This window comes from Bradyrhizobium sp. Arg237L (assembly GCF_029990105.1).
Lineage (GTDB): Bacteria > Pseudomonadota > Alphaproteobacteria > Rhizobiales > Xanthobacteraceae > Bradyrhizobium.
Genome location: NZ_JAQMIL010000050.1, coordinates 42,198 through 63,715 on the forward strand (window position 1 = coordinate 42,198; position 21,518 = coordinate 63,715).

General features: G+C 59.6%; 22 protein-coding genes and 1 pseudogene. 13 read left to right on the forward strand and 10 right to left on the reverse strand.

The genetic code is table 11. The annotated features are described in order from the left end of the window. Positions 1-52: 52 nt before the first annotated feature. Both OZ411_RS27295 and OZ411_RS27300 read right to left on the reverse strand, forming a co-directional pair. Positions 53-508: a LysR substrate-binding domain-containing protein gene (locus tag OZ411_RS27295; protein WP_282530442.1), complete on the reverse strand. Its 456-nt coding sequence runs from the start codon at positions 506-508 to the stop codon at positions 53-55. Next, positions 505-918, reverse strand: a complete 414-nt coding sequence (locus OZ411_RS27300) for a LysR family transcriptional regulator (protein WP_282530443.1) — start codon at positions 916-918, stop codon at positions 505-507. Before OZ411_RS27300 ends, OZ411_RS27295 begins: the two co-directional genes overlap by 4 nt. Before the next feature lie 68 nt (positions 919-986). Between OZ411_RS27300 and OZ411_RS27305 the strand changes: the two genes are divergently transcribed. Together OZ411_RS27305 and OZ411_RS43385 are read left to right on the forward strand one after the other, a co-directional pair. Then, a complete protein-coding gene (locus OZ411_RS27305) occupies positions 987-1,544 on the forward strand; it encodes an SDR family NAD(P)-dependent oxidoreductase (protein WP_349017040.1) in 558 nt (185 codons plus the stop codon). A gap of 90 nt (positions 1,545-1,634) precedes the next feature. Further along, positions 1,635-1,814 (forward strand): hypothetical protein, encoded by a 180-nt coding sequence (locus tag OZ411_RS43385; RefSeq protein ID WP_349017039.1) that lies wholly within the window; start codon positions 1,635-1,637, stop codon positions 1,812-1,814. 926 nt (positions 1,815-2,740) lie between these two features. On the opposite strand, the gene OZ411_RS27310 is transcribed toward OZ411_RS43385, so the two are convergent. Then, positions 2,741-2,947 (reverse strand): hypothetical protein, encoded by a 207-nt coding sequence (locus OZ411_RS27310; protein WP_282530444.1) that lies wholly within the window; start codon positions 2,945-2,947, stop codon positions 2,741-2,743. Positions 2,948-3,486: 539 nt separating this feature from the next. On the opposite strand from OZ411_RS27310, the gene OZ411_RS27320 reads away from it, so the two are divergent. The 4 genes from OZ411_RS27320 to OZ411_RS27335 all read left to right on the forward strand — a co-directional run bounded on the left by OZ411_RS27320 (position 3,487) and on the right by OZ411_RS27335 (position 7,132). After that, complete coding sequence (locus OZ411_RS27320; RefSeq protein ID WP_282530446.1) at positions 3,487-4,917, forward strand: TolC family protein; 1,431 nt, start codon at positions 3,487-3,489, stop codon at positions 4,915-4,917. Positions 4,918-4,930: 13 nt separating this feature from the next. Next, positions 4,931-6,304 (forward strand): multicopper oxidase domain-containing protein, encoded by a 1,374-nt coding sequence (locus tag OZ411_RS27325; RefSeq protein WP_282530447.1) that lies wholly within the window; start codon positions 4,931-4,933, stop codon positions 6,302-6,304. A 47-nt stretch (positions 6,305-6,351) separates the two neighbouring features. Further along, complete coding sequence (locus tag OZ411_RS27330; RefSeq protein WP_282530448.1) at positions 6,352-6,810, forward strand: cupredoxin family protein; 459 nt, start codon at positions 6,352-6,354, stop codon at positions 6,808-6,810. Between the two features lie 70 nt (positions 6,811-6,880). Next, on the forward strand, positions 6,881-7,132 hold the full coding sequence (locus tag OZ411_RS27335; RefSeq protein WP_282530463.1) for a copper-binding protein: 252 nt from the start codon (positions 6,881-6,883) through the stop codon (positions 7,130-7,132). A 383-nt stretch (positions 7,133-7,515) separates the two neighbouring features. On the opposite strand, the gene OZ411_RS27340 is transcribed toward OZ411_RS27335, so the two are convergent. Beyond that, positions 7,516-8,412, reverse strand: a complete 897-nt coding sequence (locus OZ411_RS27340; protein ID WP_282530449.1) for a LysR family transcriptional regulator — start codon at positions 8,410-8,412, stop codon at positions 7,516-7,518. Positions 8,413-8,522: 110 nt separating this feature from the next. Here OZ411_RS27340 and OZ411_RS27345 point away from each other — a divergent pair, with 110 nt between their 5' ends. Both OZ411_RS27345 and OZ411_RS27350 read left to right on the forward strand, forming a co-directional pair. Next, complete coding sequence (locus tag OZ411_RS27345) at positions 8,523-9,398, forward strand: NmrA/HSCARG family protein (RefSeq protein ID WP_282530450.1); 876 nt, start codon at positions 8,523-8,525, stop codon at positions 9,396-9,398. A 31-nt stretch (positions 9,399-9,429) separates the two neighbouring features. After that, positions 9,430-9,804, forward strand: a pseudogene (locus OZ411_RS27350) (AtaL-like protein). 212 nt (positions 9,805-10,016) lie between these two features. On the opposite strand, the gene OZ411_RS27355 reads toward OZ411_RS27350, so the two are convergent. Both OZ411_RS27355 and OZ411_RS27360 read right to left on the reverse strand, forming a co-directional pair. After that, complete coding sequence (locus tag OZ411_RS27355) at positions 10,017-10,355, reverse strand: hypothetical protein (protein ID WP_245476073.1); 339 nt, start codon at positions 10,353-10,355, stop codon at positions 10,017-10,019. A 92-nt stretch (positions 10,356-10,447) separates the two neighbouring features. After that, positions 10,448-11,110, reverse strand: coding sequence for a glutathione S-transferase family protein (locus OZ411_RS27360; RefSeq protein ID WP_282530451.1), 663 nt, complete (start codon positions 11,108-11,110; stop codon positions 10,448-10,450). 476 nt (positions 11,111-11,586) lie between these two features. Here OZ411_RS27360 and OZ411_RS27365 point away from each other — a divergent pair, with 476 nt between their 5' ends. Then, positions 11,587-12,267: a TetR/AcrR family transcriptional regulator gene (locus OZ411_RS27365; protein ID WP_130578851.1), complete on the forward strand. Its 681-nt coding sequence runs from the start codon at positions 11,587-11,589 to the stop codon at positions 12,265-12,267. Between the two features lie 475 nt (positions 12,268-12,742). Continuing rightward, the gene (locus tag OZ411_RS27370; RefSeq protein WP_282530452.1) at positions 12,743-13,408 is read left to right on the forward strand and encodes a M24 family metallopeptidase; all 666 of its coding nucleotides are present in this window, start codon (positions 12,743-12,745) and stop codon (positions 13,406-13,408) included. A gap of 267 nt (positions 13,409-13,675) precedes the next feature. Here the strand turns inward: OZ411_RS27370 and OZ411_RS27375 are convergent, their stop codons facing one another. Both OZ411_RS27375 and OZ411_RS27380 read right to left on the reverse strand, forming a co-directional pair. Next, complete coding sequence (locus tag OZ411_RS27375; RefSeq protein WP_282530464.1) at positions 13,676-14,977, reverse strand: sorbosone dehydrogenase family protein; 1,302 nt, start codon at positions 14,975-14,977, stop codon at positions 13,676-13,678. A 221-nt stretch (positions 14,978-15,198) separates the two neighbouring features. Then, positions 15,199-15,645 (reverse strand): hypothetical protein, encoded by a 447-nt coding sequence (locus OZ411_RS27380; protein ID WP_282530453.1) that lies wholly within the window; start codon positions 15,643-15,645, stop codon positions 15,199-15,201. Between the two features lie 556 nt (positions 15,646-16,201). Between OZ411_RS27380 and goxA the strand changes: the two genes are divergently transcribed. From goxA to OZ411_RS27395, 3 genes are all read left to right on the forward strand, one after another. Then, positions 16,202-18,166 carry a CTQ-dependent glycine oxidase GoxA gene (gene goxA / locus OZ411_RS27385; protein ID WP_282530454.1) on the forward strand — a complete coding sequence of 655 codons (1,965 nt, stop codon included), beginning with the start codon at positions 16,202-16,204 and terminating at the stop codon, positions 18,164-18,166. After that, positions 18,166-19,260: a tryptophan 7-halogenase gene (locus OZ411_RS27390; RefSeq protein ID WP_282530455.1), complete on the forward strand. Its 1,095-nt coding sequence runs from the start codon at positions 18,166-18,168 to the stop codon at positions 19,258-19,260. Before goxA ends, OZ411_RS27390 begins: the two co-directional genes overlap by 1 nt. Positions 19,261-19,342: 82 nt before the next feature. Then, positions 19,343-19,810 (forward strand): RidA family protein, encoded by a 468-nt coding sequence (locus OZ411_RS27395; RefSeq protein WP_282530456.1) that lies wholly within the window; start codon positions 19,343-19,345, stop codon positions 19,808-19,810. Between the two features lie 161 nt (positions 19,811-19,971). On the opposite strand, the gene OZ411_RS27400 is transcribed toward OZ411_RS27395, so the two are convergent. Together OZ411_RS27400 and OZ411_RS27405 are read right to left on the reverse strand one after the other, a co-directional pair. Continuing rightward, positions 19,972-20,394 (reverse strand): CBS domain-containing protein, encoded by a 423-nt coding sequence (locus OZ411_RS27400; protein WP_282530457.1) that lies wholly within the window; start codon positions 20,392-20,394, stop codon positions 19,972-19,974. Positions 20,395-20,598: 204 nt separating this feature from the next. Further along, positions 20,599-21,069: a YbaK/EbsC family protein gene (locus OZ411_RS27405; protein WP_130582152.1), complete on the reverse strand. Its 471-nt coding sequence runs from the start codon at positions 21,067-21,069 to the stop codon at positions 20,599-20,601. Positions 21,070-21,518: the final 449 nt, after the last annotated feature.

Here is a 21,518-nt window from a genome sequence, read left to right on the forward strand (position 1 = left end):
GACACCTATGGTGGAGTTGCGCTCATCGACGCTTTCCAAGATGGCGCAGCCATCATCCGGAAGCAGCCATTCGCTGACCAGATTGACGACGTAGCAGGTCCAGGAACGCGCCGAACACCGGCCGTAACCGCTGGCGCGAAGGATAGTAGAGGAAGAATCCAGGGAAGGGCGCCGTCCAGTCGGCAAGCAGGTGGGTCAGTGCGCCTCGGCCGATATATGGCGCGACTTCATGTTCAAGAAGATAGGCAACGCCGAGACCTTCAAGCGCACAATCCAGCATCAGTTCGGGCTCGTTGAAGGTAAGCGGCCCCGGCACCCGCACGTCGAACTCAAGACCGTTCTGCTCGAACTCCCAGGGGTAGATCGCGCCAGGGTCGACCATTCGATAGTTGATGCAGCGGTGCCCCATCGGATCGCGCGGGTGCTGGGGCGTGCCGTAACGCGCAAGATAGGATGGCGTGGCCACTACCGCCATGCGGAGGTCTTGTCCGACCTTCAGCGCAATCATGTCTCGCTCGATCTTTCGCCGAGTCTGATGCCGGCGTCGAACTGGTCGGCGATGATGTCGCGAAAAGCATATTCGATCAGCACCTCAACCGTCGCATCCGGATGCGCGGCGGTGAAGTCCGGCAGCACCGGACGGATGACCATTTCGTAGGCCTGACGCGTGGCTGTCAGACGCAGCGTGCCCGAGACGCGGTTGCGGCAGAGTTGGAGGGTACCCACCGCGGTTTCGATACTCTGGAGCGCGGGTCCAATCGAACTGAGCAGTTCCTCTCCAGCATCTCTGGCAGAGACGCTGCGGCTGTTGCGCTGGAGGAGACGAACGCCAAGCCTCGATTCGAGCCGCTTAATCGTATGGCTGAGATTCGAGGTCGAGGTGCCGAGTTCAGCCGCTGCGCGGGTGAAGCTGCGCAAGCGAGCCACGCAGGCAAACGCGGCAAGATCATCGAGACTGCTCTGCACCATCGTTTCATCTCTGGCTCATTACAGGATGCTCGACAGGCCTAGGGCGTGCGCTTGCACAACAGGCTTTGCAGTCGGACTATCGCGTCGTCGTGAGCGCAAGAGATCCGTCCACTGTCACTGACATCGTCAAGGATCATGGCGAAATCGCTCTTGCGGTGGAACTCGACGTCACCAAACCGGATCAGGTGAGGGCCGCCGTCGAGGTGGCTGAAGAGCGGTTCGGTGCGATTGACGTGCTCGTTAACAACGCCGGATACGGCTACGTCGGCGCCATTGAGGAAGGCGAGGACGCCGACGTCCGCGCGATGTTCGAGACCAACATCTTCGGTACCTGGAACATGATCAAGGCCGTCCTGCCTGGTATGCGGGAACACGGACGCGGGCACGTCGTCAACATGAGTTCGGTCGGCGGGATCACGACATTTCCGGATGTCGGGTTTTATCATATGGCGAAGTTCGCGGTGGAGGGACTGTCCGAAACGCTGGCCAAGGAAGTGGCTCCCTTCGGCATTGGTGTCACTGTCGTGGAGCCGGGCGGGTTCCGCACCGACTTCCGAGGGCGTTCCATGAAGTAGTCGAACATTCGGCTGCCGGCCTATGCTGACACAGCCGGTAAGGCCCGCGACAATCTGCTGGCCGCCCACGGTAAGCAGCAGGGTGATCCGATGCGCGGTGCCAGAGCGACCATCACCGCGTTGGAGGCGGATGAGCCACCACTGCACTTGGTGATCGGGGGAGACGCCCTTGATCTCATCCGAAAGAAGGTCGCCGACCTGCAGCAAGACCTCGACACGTGGGAAGGGCTGTCGCGGAGCACGGATTTCCGGACGAGCGCAGGCGCCTGATCGGGGTGGAGTCGAATTGGTGAATTGGTTTGGATGGGCGCAGCGCCCGCGCAGACTTCGCCAGCACGCGGAATAGGGAACGCCAATTCTACGCAACGACCATCAGCGCTATGCCATACTACGCTAGGGCGGACCGAGAGGCATTCGACCTGGTCTTGTCGAGAGGTCAAGAGACTATGCCGCCAACCTCGGAATGGAGCTTTCAACCGATCGTAAGAATCGGGTGTTGCATGCCCGGGATTTGAGCCTAGTGCCCAGAACCCTCCTCGTTGAGCGGTGCCGGCTCCCGGCCCGCCGAGCATAACGGCCGCGGCTGCATCGAAGCCCTGCGCTCGCAGTCCGGGGCCGTCGAGTAGGTCGTCAAGAAGCTCGAGCCTCACGTCTCGTATGTCGGTTGTTGCCATCGGCTTCACGACGGCATCCAGGTCGGCCTTCCCGGATGATGCGGCGTGGATATAGGCGCGGAGGGATCGATCGAGTCCGGTCTTCTTGTCCGGATCAAACAGGACCCGGCGCAGAATATCGCTGTTCCAGTCGGCTGGAATTACATCCGGCGGGATTGCGTTGGTCCGAAACAGCGGAACGAATGCGATCTTCTTGCTTCCGATCCAGGGCATAATCTACTCCCTTCACCGAGGGACGGCCTTACAAAGGATCGAGGATTGCAAAACCCAAAGTATCAGACGAGCTCTCAGGTTGTCTGTGAAGCAGTTTACGCTTATGAAGCGACTGAAAGTGGAAACCAAAGTGATGGCCGTGGACCGCGCACATCCAACGTTTGGGACTGGTTCTTGGCGGAACCGTGCTTTGACGGTATCGTGCGGTGAATCGGAGAGCGATGACGGCACACGATGTTTCGGCGGTTGACGAGATCAAAGCGGGTGATGATGAGGCGGCTTGCCGCTCTGCTGTATCTGTTTTGCGTCCTAGCGCCTGGTGCGGCTTTGGCTTTTGGCTCCGGACCCGCGCCCTGTCTGGACGAGTTCCAGACCGCGGCGGTCGCCCATATCCATGATCACGCCGCCGTCGCCGAGCATGCGCACGGCGGGACCATCCAATATCATGATGGCGCAGCACAGCGCCAGCATCCGGATGATCAGGCCAATGCAGCCGGCGGCGGACAACACCGCCATGATGAAAAGAGCGGCGCCGGACCGTGCTGCGCTATGATGTGCGTCTCAGCCATGCCGGCCGATCTGCCGCGTGTCGCGCCGCCCTCCCAGCCAGTATCTACTTGCGCCTCCGAGTCCTATCGAAGCGTGCGCAGCGAGGCGCCTCCGCGCCTTTACCGTCCTCCCATCGCCTGATCTCGACGTGACGTAGCCGGCGCTGCGCGCGCGATTCGCGCATGCGTCCGTGGTCCATCGGCAGAGCGGGGAAGACCCATGTTTTCGCGAGTTTCGGCGAAGTTCGCCGCCATTCCGGCGGCGCGCGAATGGCGTCGCAGGTTGATTGTCGGCGCCGTGATGGTCGCTGCAGCGCTAGGAGGCTGTCAGCCCAAAACGGTACCCATTGGGTCCGCCGATCCGGCGAATCCGGCGGCGCCGGTCCCTCGCGTCACTTATCGCCCGACGCTCGCGCCCTATTCCAGCCTGCGGCCGGCGACGCCAATGCCTTGGCGCGATCGCAACGACGCCGTCGCGCCTAAATCGAATTCCGATGGAGGCGAGCGATGATCGTGCGCTGCGCGAAAATTGCGACTGCCATGGGCTTGCTTCTTGCCGCGACAGTGCTGTCCGGATGCGCATCCTTCTCGCCTGACAGCGGCTTCGCCGTTGTCTCGGCCGTCACCGCGACAGCGGGGGGCAAGGAGGCCGCCTTCGTGCGCTCTTCAGACGACGCCGAGAGGGTAGAGGCGACGGTCCGCCAGCTGCTCTCGCGGACGCTGACCGCCGACGCCGCGGTCAAGGTCGCGCTCCTCAACAACAAGGGCCTGCAAGCCGCCTACAACGAGCTGGCACTGGCCGAAGCTGACATGGTTGAGCAGAGCCTGCCGCCGAATCCGACGTTTGCCGTCTCCCGCATTTCGGGCAACGGCGCCAGTGAGATCGAACGGCAGGTGGTCGGCGACATACTGGCGCTCGCGACGCTGCCGCTGCGCAGCGATATCGCCCGCGAGCGTTTTCGCCGGGCCCAGCTTAAGGCGGCCTTGGAGACGCTACGGCTCGCAGCCGACGTCCGCCGCGCCTACTTCAGGGCGGTGGCCTCAAACGAGATGTCGGTGCTGCTGACCGACGCCAAGTCGACCGCCGAGTCCACCGCGCAACTCGCAAAAAAGCTGGGCGAGACCGGCTCGCTCAACAAGCTCGATCAGGCTCGCGAACAGGTTTTCTATGCAGAGACGACGGCGGATCTCGCGGCGGTCCGGCAGGAGTCGGCGAGCGCGCGCGAGCGGCTGGCGCGACTGATGGGTCTATGGGGTGCCGAATTGACGTTCCGAATTCCCGACAAGCTGCCGCCGCTGCCGCGCCGACCGCAGACGCTTCCATACATAGAGGTGGATGCCGTCTCCCACCGGCTCGACCTGCAGATCGCGCGAATGGAGCTCGTGGCGCTTGCAAAGTCGCTCGACCTCACGACGGCGACACGCTTCGTGACGCTGCTCGATCTTGCCGGCATCGACCGTCGCACGCGTGATCCCGAGGGACCGCCATTCCGCGAACGCGGCTTCGACGTGCAATTCCAGATCCCGGTCTGGGACGGTGGCGAAGTGCGCGTCCGTCAGGTGAGCGAAATCTACAACCAAGCCTTCAATCGGTTGACTGAGAAAGCGGTCAACGTTCGCTCGGAGGCTCGGGACGCCTACCGCGTGTACCGGTCAACCTACGACATCGCGACGCATTACCAGCGCGAGGTTCTGCCGCTGCGGCAGATCATCACCGAGGAGATGCAGTTGCGTTTCTCCAGCATGCAGGTGGACGTGTTCGCGCTGCTGATCGAGGTCCGCCAGCGGCTCGCCTCCCTGCGCGCGGCCATCGAGGCCAAGCGGGGATTCTTTCTCGCCCAGGCGGATCTCAGGAATGTCGTCAATGCCGGCGGACCGGTCAGCGGTGGAGAATCTGGATCTACGAGGACCGCCCAGGCGGCTGGCGGCAGCCATTAAACGGAGACCTACAATGTTTTCACGGAGAGGTTTTTTGGGAACGGCAGCCCTCGTCGGCGCCAGCGCGATCTCGGGCCGCATTCAAGCTGCGGCGATCCCCGAGGCACCCACGACGGATAAGGCGACCTCCCAGCCGCCGCTTCATCCGACGACTGGGCCGGACTACAGGCCCGTTGTCACACTCAACGGCTGGTCGCTCCCCTGGCGAATGAACGGGGACTGGAAGGAATTCCATCTCGTCGCCGAGCCGGTCGTGCGGGAGTTCGCGCCGGGTATGAAAGCGAACCTGTGGGGCTACAACGGTCAGGCTCCGGGCCCGACGATCGAAGCGGTCGAAGGCGACAAGGTCCGTATCTTCGTCACGAACAGACTGCCAGAACACACAACGGTGCATTGGCACGGCATGATCGTGCCGAGCGGTATGGATGGCGTCGGCGGTCTCAATCAGCCGCATATCGCGCCCGGCAAGACCTTCGTCTACGAATTCGAGATGAGGAAGAGCGGGACGTTCATGTACCACCCGCACTCCGATGAGATGGTGCAAATGGCCATGGGCATGATGGGAATGTTCATCGTCCATCCGCGCGACATGTCGTTCCGGCCCGTCGACCGCGACTTCGTCTTCGTGATGAGCAGCTATCTCATCGACCCTGGCACCTATCTGCCCAAGGTCAACGAGATGACCGACTTTAACATGTGGACCTGGAATAGCCGTGTGTTTCCGGGCATCGATCCGCTGCCCGTGAGACTCGGCGATCGGGTGCGCGTCAGGATGGGAAATCTCACGATGACGAATCATCCCATCCATCTGCACGGCCACAGCTTCGCGGTGAGCTGCACCGACGGCGGCTGGCTACCCGAGAGCGCGCAATGGCCGGAGGTCACCATTGACGTGCCGGTCGGTGCGATCCGCGCTTTCGACGTCGTCGCCGACAATCCCGGCGACTGGGCCTTTCACTGCCACAAGGCACATCACACGATGAATGCGATGGGGCACGACATGCGCAACATGATTGGCGTCTCGAAAAGGGACTTGGCCAAGGCGGTCGGCAAGCTCGCTCCAGACGCCATGGTGATCGGCCATACGGGAATGGCCATGGGCAACATGGAGATGCCCGCACCTGACAATACGCTGCCAATGATGACCGGTACGGGGCCGTTCGGTCCGATCGAAATGGGCGGCATGTTCACGGTGATGAAGATCCGCGAAGACCTGGCGCATGGCGATTACCGCGACCCCGCCTCCTATAAGCATCCGGCCGGTACCATCGCCTACGAAGTCGAGGCGCCATCGGCGGAGCCAGCCCGGCGCCAGTCGCCGGCGACGGCCAAGCCGCCGCAAGGTGGCGGCAAACCTAAGCACGACATGAAGGGAATGAAAATGTAGTTCCCCATTTCCGCAGAAGCAGAACAATTGAAATGGAGAAAAAAGACATGAAAACGCGGATAACGATCTGCTTGGCGCTGATTGCGATATGGACGGTGGATCCTGCGCTTGCTCACGAGTCCCACGGGCGCGAATCCTATTCCGCAGGCGAACCGGGCGACCCGAAGAAGCCGGCGCGCACCATCGAGGTCGAGATGACCGAGATGGATTTCAAGCCCGCGAACATCGAGGTGAAGCGGGGTGAACAGATTCGGTTCGTCCTGCGCAACGTGGGGAAGGAAGGTCACGAGTTCATCCTCGCCACCACGGCTGAAAACCTCAAGCACGCCGAACTGATGAAGAAGCATCCTCACATGGAGCACGACGACCCGAACGGCGTTCGGCTCGAATCCAAGAAATCGGCCGAGATCCTCTGGAAATTCACGAAGAAGGGAAGGTTCGAATACTCGTGCCTGATCGCCGATCACCGCGAATACGGCATGACCGGCCACGTTACGGTGAAATGAAGCAATGAAGGAGAATACAATGAAGACGTTCCTTCGCGCTGCAGGAACAGCCGTCCTTGCCACGGCATTGATGCTGGGCGTAGCTGCCGCGCAGACTGCCATGATCGACGGTGAGGTCAAGAAAGTCGATGAGAGCGCCGGGAAGATCACGCTCAAGCATGGTCCGGCAAAAAATCTGGGAATGGACGAGCCAATGACCATGGTCTACCGGGTTAAGGATCCCGCGATGATCAAGCAGGTCAAGGTCGGCGACAAGGTGCAGTTCGAGGCCGAGAATGAGGCCTCGGGCTACACCGTGACCAAGCTTCAGAAGAAGAAATGACCCGCGTCGGCGGCGGCGCGCTTGCCGCCACCGGACCAGATCAACACAGGTCGCGTGGTTTGCTCGGATCTAGTGATGGTGGTAGCGAGGACGGTGGTGATCGGGTATTGCGCCTCCAGTATTTGAACCTAGCCAGGGGTTCGAACAGCGGCGGCTTCGGCAGGCCATAAAGATGCTTCCGAGCTAGGCGCCCCGGGCTCCGGGTTTCGCGGTGTAAGCCAACCTCCGCCACCGTGCCAAGCGCTCACGCCGCAAGGACAAACAGCGGTTCGCCGCGTCAGTGATTGCGTATGATTCCCTCCCTGGGCACCATTCTGGCGCCATTCAGTGCAGAGTTGCGAACTCAGTCCAGCACAATGGATGCCCGCTTCGCGCCATAGCCGTCATCCGTCGCTGATGTAACTGGCAAGTTCGTCTGGAGTCCCCTCTGGAAAGGCGGCCTTCAGAAACTCGAGGAAGGCTGAAACGCGTGCGCTGAGTAAACGGCGGGAGGGATAGAGCGCCCACAGGGCGATATCCGGCCCATCGACGTCGGCCCAATGCACCAGCCGTCTGGCAGAGATATCATGCTTCACAAGGGATATCGGAAGTCGCGCCGCGCCGACGCCCGCGCGCACGGCATCGCGGATCATCGGAAGCGACGAAAGCCTAAGGATCGGATTGGCGGTTAACCGCGATTTCCCGGAGGACGTCACCACGTCCCAGGTCTCGGTTTGATTGCCGCCGCCGCGAACGACCGCCGGAACCATTGCGTCTTCGACGCCGCGGGCAAGCGATGGGCTCGCGACAACGACCAAACGGTCGTGCAGAAAGACGCGACCGATCAGACTTTCATCAGGTGCCGGATTGACGCGGATAGCAAGATCATAACCTTCTTCGATCATATCGACGCCTCGATCCTCGGCCGTGACCTCAAGGCTGACGTCAGGAAATTTCAACGCGAACCCGCCTGCAAGTTTGCCCATCGCTGTCTGTGAAAAGAGCAGTGGGGCACTGATCCGCAACCGCCCCCGCGGCTTGGTTCCCCCGGAAGCGATGGTTGCCGCTGTCTCATCAAGTTCGACGAGCAAGGCGCTCGTGCGCTCGTAGAGCGCCCGTCCCTCCTGCGTGAGTTTCAGTGCGCGCGCGCTCCGCTCGAACAACCGCAGATTCAGGCTGGCCTCCAATTCCGAGACGCGGCGCGACAAGGTCGCCTTCGGGCGGAGCGTAGCGCGGGCCGCTTTTCCAAAGCCGCCGTGACGAGCCACCAGACTGAAATCGGCCAGAGCCAGCAGGTCCATAGCGTTCCACCTGTGAGACAGAGTGTCCATATATAGCGACTATTGGCGCGAATATGGATCACTAATTTGAGCCATGCCACTTCGGCATCCCCAAATTAGGAGTGAAATCCATGACCATCCTCGTTACCGGCGCTACTGGCCGTGTCGGCCGCCATGTCGTCCAGCAACTCGTCAATCGCGGCGTTCGCGCGCGCGTGCTCACCCGCGATCCCTCAAAAGCCGACTTTCCGGCCAATGTCGAAGTCGCGCAGGGTGACCTGCTCGACATCGGCTCGCTGCGGGCCGCGTTCGACGGCGTCAGTACGCTGTTCCTGCTCAACGCGGTTACGGGCGACGAATTCACGCAAGCGATCATCACCTTGAATGTTGCCCGCGAGGCTGGCGTCAATCGGGTGGTTTATTTGTCGGTGATCCACGCCGATCGCTTCGTGAACGTGCCGCATTTTGCAGTGAAGTCCGGCGCCGAGCGGATGCTAGAAGCGATGGACTTCAGCGCAACCATTCTGCGCCCGTCCTACTTCATCGACAACGAACTCATGATCAAGGACGTCATCTTCAACTACGGCCTCTATCCGATGCCGATCGGCAACAAAGGTGTCGCCATGGTCGACGCCCGCGATATTGCCGAGGTTGCAGCGATCGAACTGATCCGCAGGGACCAAGCGCCCGGCAAGCTGCCGATCGAGACCATCAACCTGGTTGGTCCGGATACGCTGACCGGTTCGGAGGTGGCCGCGATCTGGTCCGAGGTGCTGGGCCGCTCAGTCGCCTATGGCGGCGACGACCCCAGTGGCTTCGAGCAGAGCATGGCGACCTTCATGCCGAAGTGGATGGCCTATGAGATGCGCCTGATGGCCGAGCGCTACGTCAGTGACGGCATGATTCCAGACCATGGCGACGTCGAGCGCCTGACCACGATCCTGGGCCGCCCGCTGCACTCCTACCGCGACTTCGCAAACGGCATGGCCGCTACGGCCTCCGAGTGAGTGGACAGTCAGACATTGAGGGAGATCGATCATGATTTACTCAACCGCGACAGCCCGGTGAATCCGGACGGTGAAACCAGACTGACCCGCGAGCAGATCTGGAAGGGTCTCGAGCTAAAGGCGCGCGATGCTCGCCTTTTCCTACCGCAAGGTCTCTGCACGCATTGCGAGGTCGTCGAAGAGAATTCGACGCACTTCGTGCGCGAAGCAACCATCGCCGGCTCGAACCTCCGTGAGATCATTACACTCGAGCCGCAGAGAGCAGGTCACCTTCTTCCAGGCTACCGGCCCACGCGAGGGTGCGATCGTCAACGAGTTGTTCGAAGACGAGACGGGCGAGCTAAGGCCAGCTCTGCTGGCGACGTTGAAACGCACCCGCGCACTTCTTGCCGAGGGCAGGCTCTGATTCATCTCGACCGCAACTGGAACGATCGCCGCCTCGGGCGGTCGTTTCGCAAGTGGAAACCAGGCGCCGCTTCGCCCCATTTGTGACCGCCGGGGAAGGTTGACTTCAGTCTTCAGGTCAGGCGACAGAAGCATCTCTGCAGCCAAGGAGCGGCGCGTATCCACTCGTTACACCATCTCGCGCCAAGCAAGCGCAGCGAACATGAGATCTTATTAATCACTCTGTTTCCGCCAAGGTCGGAGGTGGGTGCCCAAGTATTTATTCACCATGGGCGTAATGACAAATATGATGGACGCTACCGTAACTGGCGTCAGAATGAGAGTGCGGTGCCAAATCTGCCAATCGCTCGTAATCGGCCCCAGCACGTAGAGCAAAGCCGTCACCAGGGGATATACGGCAAAGACCATCACCACCGTCAGACGCGCTTTCGACAACCGAACACTTCGCTCGGTCGGACTTGCAGGCGTTTCATCGGATGAAGATTGCGGTTTTGTTTTCTTGAGAACCATGAAATCAGCCCAACCTAATTGATCAAGCGGTGCAAATGGCAAGTTGCCATGTCAGCATCCTCTCGCACGAGATCGACCCGCCCCTTCGCGTTGACGCCCAGGACAGCCCTCTCCTCGCACCGGGGATGATCGAGCTAAGGCTCGTCATCGCGGCCTGCAGCTCCCTCTCGCGCGGCGGACGCCAGCGCCCGCGGCATCAGTTCATAGGGATGCGCCCAGCCCGGATAGGAGGCAATTCGGTCAAGCCACGCTCCAATGTGCGGATATTGGCTTCGGTCGATCCCGGTTTCTTCGTGATAGAATTGATAGGCGCACATCGATATATCCGCGATCGTCAAGTCATCTCCGACCACGAACGGGCGATCTTTCAACCGCTCTTCCACGATCTCGAGAGCAATGATCGCTTGGCCCCGCAGCCACTCCGTCACCGCGCTTTCGGGCAGTCCTCTGAGCCCCCTCACGAAACGAAGCGTTGCGTAGCTGGGTGTGAAGCGATGATTGTCGAAGAGTATCCATCGCAATATCTCGCGGCGCTCTTCGTCTGTTTTGCCACCGAACAGACCTGTCGCCTCCGATAGATAAGTGAGAATCACGCCTGATTGCGACAATGTCAGATTGTTCGCCTTCAACACGGGCAGTTCGCCCATCCCGCTTACCTTAGCGCGGAATTCAGCGCGGCTCGCGTCATTGAAAAAGTCGACGAAGCGCGGCCGCCAACTGAGGTTGCAGAGGCTCAACATCAGCGCGACCTTGTAACAGTTCCCCGATTCCGCGCGGCAATAAAGCTCAAATTCCATTTTTCGCCTCGGCCCAAGCCAATTCCGCTGGTTCCGCGCGTTGCCACGACAGCGACACCGCTCGGTCCGATATATTCGATACGTATCGTTTCGTTATTGAAATTGCAAGATGCCCTTGCACGTTTGCGAGATTTCTTTGCCGCAAGAGCGAGCGCAACAGGCCATTCAAAGCGGCAAGACTTGATGGCGCCCCGTTCAACGCGCTCGCTCGATCTCCTTAAGCATTCGGCGCTGTGGCCTATCGCCCCGCCGGTCCGGGTCCCCAGGTGATATTGCTGGCCCGGCAAACGATCTGACTTCGCAGCCTCGCAGATCGCATCTGCACCTCATGCTGAACTATCGGCGATATCTGTGCCGATTGATCGGTGACGTGCTCCGAATATACAGTTAGAGCCCTCAGGCTCTTCGGTTGATCTGCATCACCCCCCGCAGGATTCACGGCTGCCCGAAATGCGCCGGAAGGAACAGACCAGGTTATGAAGAAAGCGGATTTGGCCAACGAAACAAAGGCAACAGGACGGCCGCGCAGTGCAGCATCGAGAAGAGCCATCCTCGAGGCAACGCATTCATTGCTGGACTCGACGACGGTCCGAGATCTCACGATTGAGGCGATTGCGCAGAAAGCCGGCGTCGGAAAAGCGACTATCTACCGCTGGTGGTCCAGCAAAACGGCTATCGTCATCGAGGTCTTCCTGGACTCGATGATTTCGAATACGCCCATTCCTCGCGCTGACAGCGCCGCCGACGCAATCAGAAAACACCTTGTACTACTGATCAAACAGTATCGGGGCAAATTGGGTCGGATAGTCGCCGAGATCCTGGCTGAGGGACAATTCGAACCCGAAATTCTCGCAGAATTTCATCGCCGATTCTTCGCTGATCGTCGGGCGGCGGTCCGCGAGGTAATTGAAGCCGGCGTGCGCGATGGCGAGTTTGCAGCAACTCTCGACATCGACGCGGTGATTGACATGCTTTACGGTGCTGTGAATTTTCGCCTCATCGCAAAGCATCTTCCTCTCGACATTCGTTTCGAGCGCTCGCTTTCTGAGCTTTCATCCAGAGCGTTGGGAGTCGAAGCAAGCGCTTTACCGAAGGTCGTTGGAAATCAGTCCGAGGCAGCGCTTCGTAAAAAAGGAGGGCTAAAGACCGGCCACTAACTTGCAGCGGCGAGTTGCTGCAATGTGCCAAAACAGTCTGCGAACTCTCAACTGGCTTTTCTTAGGGCAAGGTCTTTCGCGACCTCCCATGTAGATGGTTTTAAGTTTGGCCGGCCAGAACGACGCAGAATTCTTCAGTTGCGATTCCCGAGGCCTATCATCCAATTGGTGACCACAGCGGAGCATTTATGCATTGGCTCCGCCAAATGTCTGAACAAGAGGGGCACCGAGCAAGCTGCCGGATCGGGTTATATCCGTCCATTGGCGCCTGGCCTACAAATCCGGTGAAGTGCTCGGCTGTGGGCGAAGGTGGTAAGTCTCCAAAATCGGATGATTGATATCCCGACCGAATAGTATTTGTCTCGTTATATCAATTCGAATACAATGAAGCATTTACGAAGTAGCGCCGATGGTATCGAATGCGTTCGTGAAATTCGGACCTGATGCATCGCAGGCTAGAGCATGATCCGGAAAAGTGGATACCGGTTTTCCGAAAAGATCATGCTCAAACAAAAAGATAGAGCGGGATGATGATTCGAAGAAAAATCATCACGCTCTAGTCAGCCAAAAGGCAAAGAACATCCACCGACGCGAGTTGCCTTGGGATTGTGGAGTCTTGGGCGTGAAGCAAGGACAGAAGATACCTTCAGAAAGGCGTGTCGCGCTCATTGAGGCAGAACGAAGGGCAGCTACGCTGTTTGACGAGATCGAAAGGCGAAACCTTGTCAGAGCGGGGCGGACGGAGCGAGAGGTCGAGCAAGAGATTTACGCGATCGCATTGCAACAGTTTGGCGCTGAGAAGCACTGGCATAAGCGCATTGTGCGGGCGGGCACGAATACTTTGACGCTTGCGGCCGACAACCCGCCGGTCCGCAGCATCGAGGCAGACGACATCGTCTATGTGGATTTAGGGCCTGTCTTCGAGGACTGGGAAGCGGATCTCGGTCGTACCTATATTCTGGGTAATCATCCTGGAGGACCGTTAGTCGAAGCCTTACCAATCGTCTTCGAAAAGGTGCAGGCCCATTACCATGCATCACGCGGCATAACAGGCTCCGAACTATACGCGTATGCACAAAAGGCGGCGGCGGAGGCTGGATGGCTTTTTTGGCGGTGCGATCGCAGGCCATCTTGTGAGTGAATTCGCTCACGCCCAGATCCCTGGAAATAGGGACTTGAATCGGATACAGCCGGGGAACACCAAGCGCATGGACGATCCTGACGAACTCGGCCGGGAGCGGCACTGGATCCTAGAAATCCATCTCGTTGAACCACGCGGCTCATACGGTGGATTTTATGAACGCCTGCTATGACGGCGCTTTCGAATCGCCTGTCTACAACCATTGCCACCTCCGGTAACTTTGATGTCGCGCTTTTCAAAGTCATAGGAACGTACTGGCAAGTGCGCTCAGGCGCCCGTTACACGCCAGATCACATCGCCAACATCGTCCGCCACCAGAACAGAACCGTCGGGGCCGAGCGCTACCCCGACCGGTCGCCCGTAGGATTCCCGCTCATCCGGTGCGAGGAATCCGCTCAGGATGTCCCGCGGCGGGCCGGATGGGCGTCCGTTCTCGAAGGGCACGAACACGACCTTGTAGCCGCTGAGCGTGCTGCGATTCCAGGAGCCGTGCTGTCCGATTGCCATGCCATCGGGAAAGCCCGGAAGCGTGCCGGCCGGCAACCAGCATAGACCCAGCGATGCCGTGTGCCCGCCAAGGGCGTAGTCCGGCGTGATGGCCGTTGCGACCAAGGCCGGATCCTGCGGGACGCGATCGTCAACCGTCTGCCCCCAATAGCAATAGGGCCAGCCGTAGAAGCCGCCGTCGCGGACCGAGGTCAGATAATCCGGAGGTGTCTCGTCGCCGATCCCATCGCGCTCGTTGACGACCGTCCAGAGCGCGCCGGTCTGCGGCTCCCATGCGAGGCCCACGGGGTTGCGCAGGCCGCTCGCAAACATGCGGCTGTTGCCGCTCGCAAGATCGAGCTCATAGACGCAGGCCCGCCCTTCCTCGACCTCCATGCCGCTCTCGGCGATGTTGCTGAGCGAGCCGACCCCGACATAGAGCTTCTTGCCATCGGGGCTCGCCAGCAGGCTTCGCGTCCAATGCCCGGCAGGCTTGAACTCGACAAGTTTGCGCCCCTCGGCGGTGATGCGGCCCGTGCCCCCCGCATACGAAAACGCTACGATGCCGTCGGTGTTGCCGACATAGAACGTCTCGCCTACCAGCGCCATGCCGAACGGCTGGTTCAGCCCCTCCATGAATGTCTCTCGTATTTCTGCGACGCCATCGCCGTCACGGTCGCGCAACAGCGTAATACGGTTCGCGCTGACGCCAAGTGCATCGGCCCGTCTCATCGTCGCCTGCATCGCATAGTGGAACATGCTCCTGGGAGGGCCTGCGACCTGCGTCGCCTCGGCAATGAGCACGTCGCCATTTGGCAACACTTCGATCCAGCGCGGATGGTCCAGGCCGGCCGCAAATGCGTTGACCTTCAGCCGCGGTCCCGCCACGGGTTTTTGGCCGGCGCTCCAGCCCCTGGCCGTCGGCATCTTGAGCGTCGGGATCGCGCCTTGCGACTTCGCTAACGGAATCTGCGGATCATCGCCCCATGCCGGCTTTGGTGCTGCCCCCTGCAACCGACGCCACAATAGCGCGGCACCGCCGACCAGCGCGACGAAGCGCGCAAAGAAGCTGGAAAAATTCATCGAGATTCCTTGTTGGTTGCCCTGGCTTTCGGATGCCGGGTGGATCTTGAAGGCGCAGATCGCGAATATCAGGTTGACGATCTGCCGGTTGGGTTCGTGCCAACGTGACAATTTTGGCTGATGTCGCGATTGCAGTCGATGATCTCCCAACTGGTCTCAACCGCGATTGCAAGGCAATCGCCGGAGGCCCGTCGGCTGGACCTGCCAAAATCCGTTAGCCGTCAACGTCCCACAATAAGCTTTAGCGAACCGAGGAAAAGCGGTTCTGTTCGAAAATGGCCAAACCGCTCGTCCCATCGGCCGAATTTGATATCCCGTGACAGATCGTTTTCGAAGCGCTGTATGACGGTGTCGTCGACAAAAGCCCACGCCGAGCAGGCACGGCGCGCCTCAGGGTTCAAGAGCATTTCGGGGCGACCGAAATACGCCTCGTTGAAGCCGTCGGTGCAGTCCAGCGGAATTGGAACCGGCAGGACCTCGGACTGGTCGCCAAGTGGGGCGCCAATTCCTTGCGTGGAAGGGTATCTGCTGGCTTCCACGGCGATGACCTCAGGACAGTAATGCTGAAGCCAGAAGCGATCGAGTTCGGCCGGCTCGCAAACACCGATTCTTGCGATCCAGAAGGATCGCCTTCGCATTTTGGGAAGTGCGGGTGTGCGTCTTGTCAAGACGATTGAGATCGTTTGACTAGGTCTGCAAGCGCTCCAAGGATACGCGACGCGATTGCTGCAGGAGGTTGGACATTCTGTTCAGCTTCAGGAAATGGCTGTCTTACCCCTGAGAGTAGTGACAATGATCCACTCTCGCACGCCTTTCCGGACAGGGGCCTCGAAAATTGGGCCGCATTAGCGACATATCTCAGATTATTTTCGCGAAAAATTGCCGCACGTTGTTTGGTAAACGCGCGCAGCTAAACGTAACGAATGTGACATAATGTAACGAGATGTAACGAAAGATGTGACTCCGGCGCATCAATGCAGGGTCATTACTTGGGAATTACTTTGCGAAGTTCTTTGTGTTGGTTCTCGCAGCGCAGTCGTGAAAGCCACTCGGCTGCTCGCGGCAATCACATATTAAAGATTCGGCGTTCATGTAGGCGATCGATCGCTTCGGCATTTGATTGGAGTGTTGCGGCATCGTTGTCGGTCGCGATGCGACGGAATTTCGTCGTCGCGCCGTCGCACGAGGTTGCACGAGCTACATGGAATGGAAGGACTGTCATATATGAAGCGTCGCGATTTTCTGATTGGTGCATCCGCTTTCGGTTTGGCTGCGCCTACGCTTTTCAGGGCCGCCGTATCGCCAGTGGACGCGCAGCAGGCCGCACCTGCGGGAGCGCGCATTGTTCGCGCCGCAATCTTTCCCGCGATTGGCTTCTCACGTGTCGGCAACGGTGATGAGTGGTTTCTGGCGCCCGAGGTTCCCGGTCTGATGAACGAGCCTCCGGGAGGATTCAAGCAGGGACCAAGCAGCATCAAGAAACAGGTCCAGCGCTTCCGCGTGTACGGTTATGACGATCAGGGACGCGTGGTGCGCGAACTGGGAGCGTCCGATGGTGTGCGCTGGACGGTGCACGTCGCGAACACCAAGGCTGCCTGGTATGGCTATTCGAATGCCTTGGACGGAGGCGCGCAGGCTCCCGGTATTCCGGGCGCACAACGCAATGCCTTCATCGAACCTGCCCGTCGCGAACAAATGCTGGCGATTGACGCGGGGGCAGTCCGCATCGATGGCGCATCGAAGAATACGGATGGCCGGGATGCCGCCTATCAAATGGCAGGTCGGTTCTGGAAAAAGCTGCCAGTGAAACTCGGTCATCTCCGCACTGACGATGCAGGCCGGCTGCTGGTATTCCCGGCGGACGGAATATCCAACAGTGCTTTGGCTCAGAATCCGGTGCGCGACTTTACCAACAACGATGGTTGGCACGACGACTGGTGCGATGGCTGGGTGAAAGCCACAGTACGCGTCGGCGATGCAGATGTCGATTGCGAACCGGCGTGGGTCGTGTGCTGCGGGCCGAAGTTTGCTCCCCAGATTGAGCCGATCGTCAGCCTTTATGATGCCGCGCGCGAAGCGATGATCGCTACGGGACATATGAAGGCGGTCGCCGGTCAGGTTTCCTTCCGTCGCGACGTGCTGCCTATTCTGCGGCGCTCCGGGATGATGCAGTGGGTCGCGCAGGCCTCGTATCTCGGCAAGGCCTGGATGGACCTCGACGATCTTTCGGATCCGGCGGTGATCAAGTCGTTGGCGGATACGGGAGCAAAGACGCGCCCCGCCCGAGAGAAGGTGCTCGCGGCGTTCCGTAAACCCGGTGGTGACGATACCCGTTCGGACGCCCTGCCTCCGATGCTCGGTGACGGCGTCAATTTTCCGGGCAGCCCGACCAGTTGGCTCACGCTTACATCCAGCCAATACAGAATTCTGAGCGACTGGGCGAAGGGCGACTTTATCAACGATCTCGATGATCCTGCAGCCGATGCCGTCAAGCAGCTCGATGACATGCCATTGTCGTTGCGTCCGGAAGCATTGACGCGCACTGCGCTCGATGCCTGTTCTGGCGGAGCCTTCCATCCCGGCGTCGAGATCACTTGGCCTATCCGTCATGCGGCGCTCTACCGTTCGACGAAGGAGACGTCGCTACCGTTCCGTATCGCGATTTCGAACCGAAAGACTCTGGTTCAAAATATCGGACTGCAACTCAATCCGCAGAATGTGTTCTCAGGTGATCCGCAGCGACCGCAGGATGGGGCTCCCGTTGGACCGCAGGCGCCTGGCGACCTCACGCGCTGGATGGGCGTTCCGTGGCAGGGCGATGCATTCAGCTGCCAATCCGTGCTGACGGGCGAGGGGTTCCCGACGCCAGTGTGGTGGCCCGCGCTTCTGCCCGTCGATGTCCTGCCGGAAGGCTTCTACAAGCAGATGATGCGCACCGACCTTCCGATGGAGGAGCGCCTGCGCTTCTATCACGCGCGTGTCGCCTGGTCGCGCGGCGCAGCCGGCATCGGCTTGCACGTCGATGCAAGCTATACAGACGGCCTGCGCCGGATGATCGAGCTCTGGACGCAGATGGGCGTTGTCGTGCGTCGTAGTGGCCCCAAGGATATTCCTGGCGTTCCTGCAGAAGTCTTCGTCGAGGTGCAGCGCGGTTCGACGGATTTGGCCGCGAACAAAGAATTGAAGTAGTGACAGAACGTCAGGCCGTCATTTTGGGGGCGGGCATGGCCGGAATGGCATGTGCCCGCATCCTGTCGCGTCGCGGGATTGATGCCCTTCTTGTCGCCCCACCGTCGGATGTTGCCAGTCGGGGCGAAACGCTGTCGTTCCGGGCGGGCCCCTATCTGGAAACACTTGGATGGCATGGCCTGCTTGATGCGGAGACGGCGTTAGTCAGTCAGGGCAGCTATTCCGTGTGGGGCAATAGAGCGCTGCGTCGTGGCGTGTTCCACCAGGAAGAAATGTCGGGCTGGCACATCGATCGTTATCGGCTTGAGGCTCGGATGGCGGAAACACTTGAAGCCGATGGCGTAGATCGCGTCTTCTGCGAAGCCCGGCAGTTCTCGAGATCTGAAACCGGAATCGCCGTTGAGCTTGCTGACGGATCACCGGTCAATACGCGGTTGTTGGTTGATTGCTCAGGCCGCTCCGCTGTGACCGCAGGTCCAGCGGCGACGCTCCGTCGCCTCGACAAGCTCGTGGCCTGTTACAGTGTCTTCACGCTTGACGAGGACGTTGAGGCCATCCCCGTTACGCTTGTTGAGGCTGTGGCGATAGGGTGGTGGTATACGTCGTTGCTGCCCGGCGGCCGTATGCTGGTGGGACTCTTTACCGACTCTGATCTGCTACCGGCAGGATTCCGCAAAAATGCCGGTCTGTGGGCCGACCTGGCGTCGCAAACGACAGCGATCTCTCCGCGCTTGTCGAGTCTTGGTATGGATCTGGCCGCGGCGCCCGAACTGCATTTCGCCGCAGCCAGCACCGTAACAGCATCGGAGCTTGTCGAACCATTCATCATTCGAGCGGGCGATGCTGCCAGTGCATTGGATCCGCTCGGCGCGAACGGACTTGCTACCGCCCTGTGGAGCGGAATTCAGGCAGCCGAAAGCGTTGTTGGACTTCTCACGCAAAACGACGGGACGAAAGCGGTTCAGTATCAGCAGCAGTTCCTGCAAGGCATCGCATCGCACCTTGCCGCGCAAACGGCGATGTATGCCTCCGAGCACCGCTTTATCGACGCGCCATTCTGGCAGCGACGACGAGGTCCGTGGTTGGAAAATTGATCGATGCAACCGTTCTCAGTTGCTGAGGCGCGAAAGCCAAGGCGCGAAAGCCAAGTGTTCTTTGTTTACCTGGAGGTTATACATGACTGTTGATTCACGCTTGCTCGCCACTGTTCTGGCTTGTGTTCTCATAGGGAGCCCGGCTTGTGCAGACGGAGTGAAGATCATCCCGTCCGTCAACGGAGGTGTGAAGCCGACCGGATCGTGGAGCGCAGGTGCACGCGCCGGCGATTTTGTGTTTGTCGGCGGCATGCGCGGTATCGATCCTGCCACCAACAAGCTTGTTGATGGCGAGGAGGCGCGTATCCGCCAGATGTTCGTCAATATGCAGCAGGTCGCCGCTGCCGAGGGCGCGTCACTAAAAGATGCGGTACGCTTGACCATCTATGTATCTGACGTCGTGCGTTTACGTCCTGTGGTGAATAAGGTGCAGGAAGATCTTTGGGGTAAGGGCCCTTATCCGCCACGTACTGTTCTCGAGGTTCGAAAGCTCGATCAGGATGACATCGCCGAGGTCGATGGAACGTTCTATGCGCCACTAAAGAAATAGCATCGGGTTGTCATGGAGCGGCTTGGCCAAATGCCAAGCCTTTTCCCTCGCGACAAACGCGAAGCGTTTGCGTCGGAAGATCATGCTCAAACAAAGAGCTAAAGCGGGATGACGATTCGAAGAAAAGTCATCACGCTTGAGTTGTCACGCCGGTCGCGCCATCAGTGATGGGCCGAAACGCTCCTGAGGCACTCCGACAGGAGATTGTCGCCAGACGTGGAATGGCTGACATCGCCGAGACTGAGGATGCCGACCATCCGCTTGCTCTTGTTGATCACCGGCAGCCTGCGGACCTGCAGCTTCTCCATGTGATGCATCGCCTTTGCGAGGTCATCGTCCTCCCGGCAGCAATGGATGCCTTCGGTCATGACATCGCGCGCCGTCGCGCGACGAGCATCGAAGTTGTTGCTCGCAAGCCCTTTGCAGACGATATCGCGGTCGGTCACCATCCCGACCAGCCGATCGTCCTCTCCGATCGGAATGCAGCCGATGTCGTGCCCCCGCATCAATTTCGCGAGTTCGGTGACGGGGGTGTCGGGGCTGACCCAATCGACGCCCTTGTGCATCACTTCTTTGACTTTCATGGCGGACCTCCGTTACTGGATTTCAGGTGCACTTGATGCAACGCATTTGCCTAGAGCATGATCCGGAAAAGTGTGAAGCGGTTTTCCCTCGCGACAAACGCGCAGCGTTTGCGCGGAGATCATGCTCAAACAATAACCCAAAGCGCGATGATGATTCATCCTCATCTCATCGCGCTTTAGCGGCAGATGCGCGCGACCAATCCTTTAGTCATGCGCGCTAAAGCGGCCATGCGGTGCGTTCGCCGTCAGGCGCGCAAACTGCTCATGCGTGAGATGAAGCAGGGTCTCATGATCGCCGGCTTCCATATAGATTTCCGGCTGTGTCTCGATGCTGTCGTCGACGATGATATCGAGCCCATAGCACTTGCCAACGGCGGGAACGGCGCCGTGTGCGCAGTCGCGGAACAATTGATTGATTTCGGTTTCATCCGCCATATCGACATTATCACCGAGCGTCGTCCGCAGCTCGGACAGGCGGAGGTGGTGCGAAGCGGGCACGACGGCGAGAATATATTCGCCGTCGCGTCGCAACACGATGCCCTTGGCGAGACGATCGCCCGAGATATGGGATACTTCAGCCGTCCGAGTGGACGACATGCTCAGCTCGTGCTGGATCTCCTCGTATTGGATGTTTTCAGCGGCCAGGTATTTTTGCAGTGTGGGAGCGATGGACATGACGTGACCTCCGGTGCGGGTAGGCAAACCATCCGCCGTAAGGTCTTCCTGCCGAGCCTCGCCTTACGATGGGCGGCTGCGTCATTATAAGGCCAACATATTCCTTCCATCCGCCGGCTGCAATTCTTCGTCAGTGACCGGGGTGCGATGCAACGCCTTGCCTCCACTTTGGCGTTGGTATGCTTTCTGTCTTTGCCTCCAACAGGCGATCGTCGCGGCGTATGGATCACCGATAAGGCAGCGTTCTTGGCCCAATTTGTCATCTTGAGGAAGCGCGGCGCGCCGACCCCCGATGGCATACGATGACAGCGGAATTGTTGTTTGAAATTTGAATCCGAACTTTCCCGTCGTCCTCCCGGCCTAGAGCCAGACCTGTAACGAGTGAGATTTGATGCGCTCCGCCGCCGTCGCTTGCTGCCGCCACAAGGTGAGCCGCGATATTGCCGTCA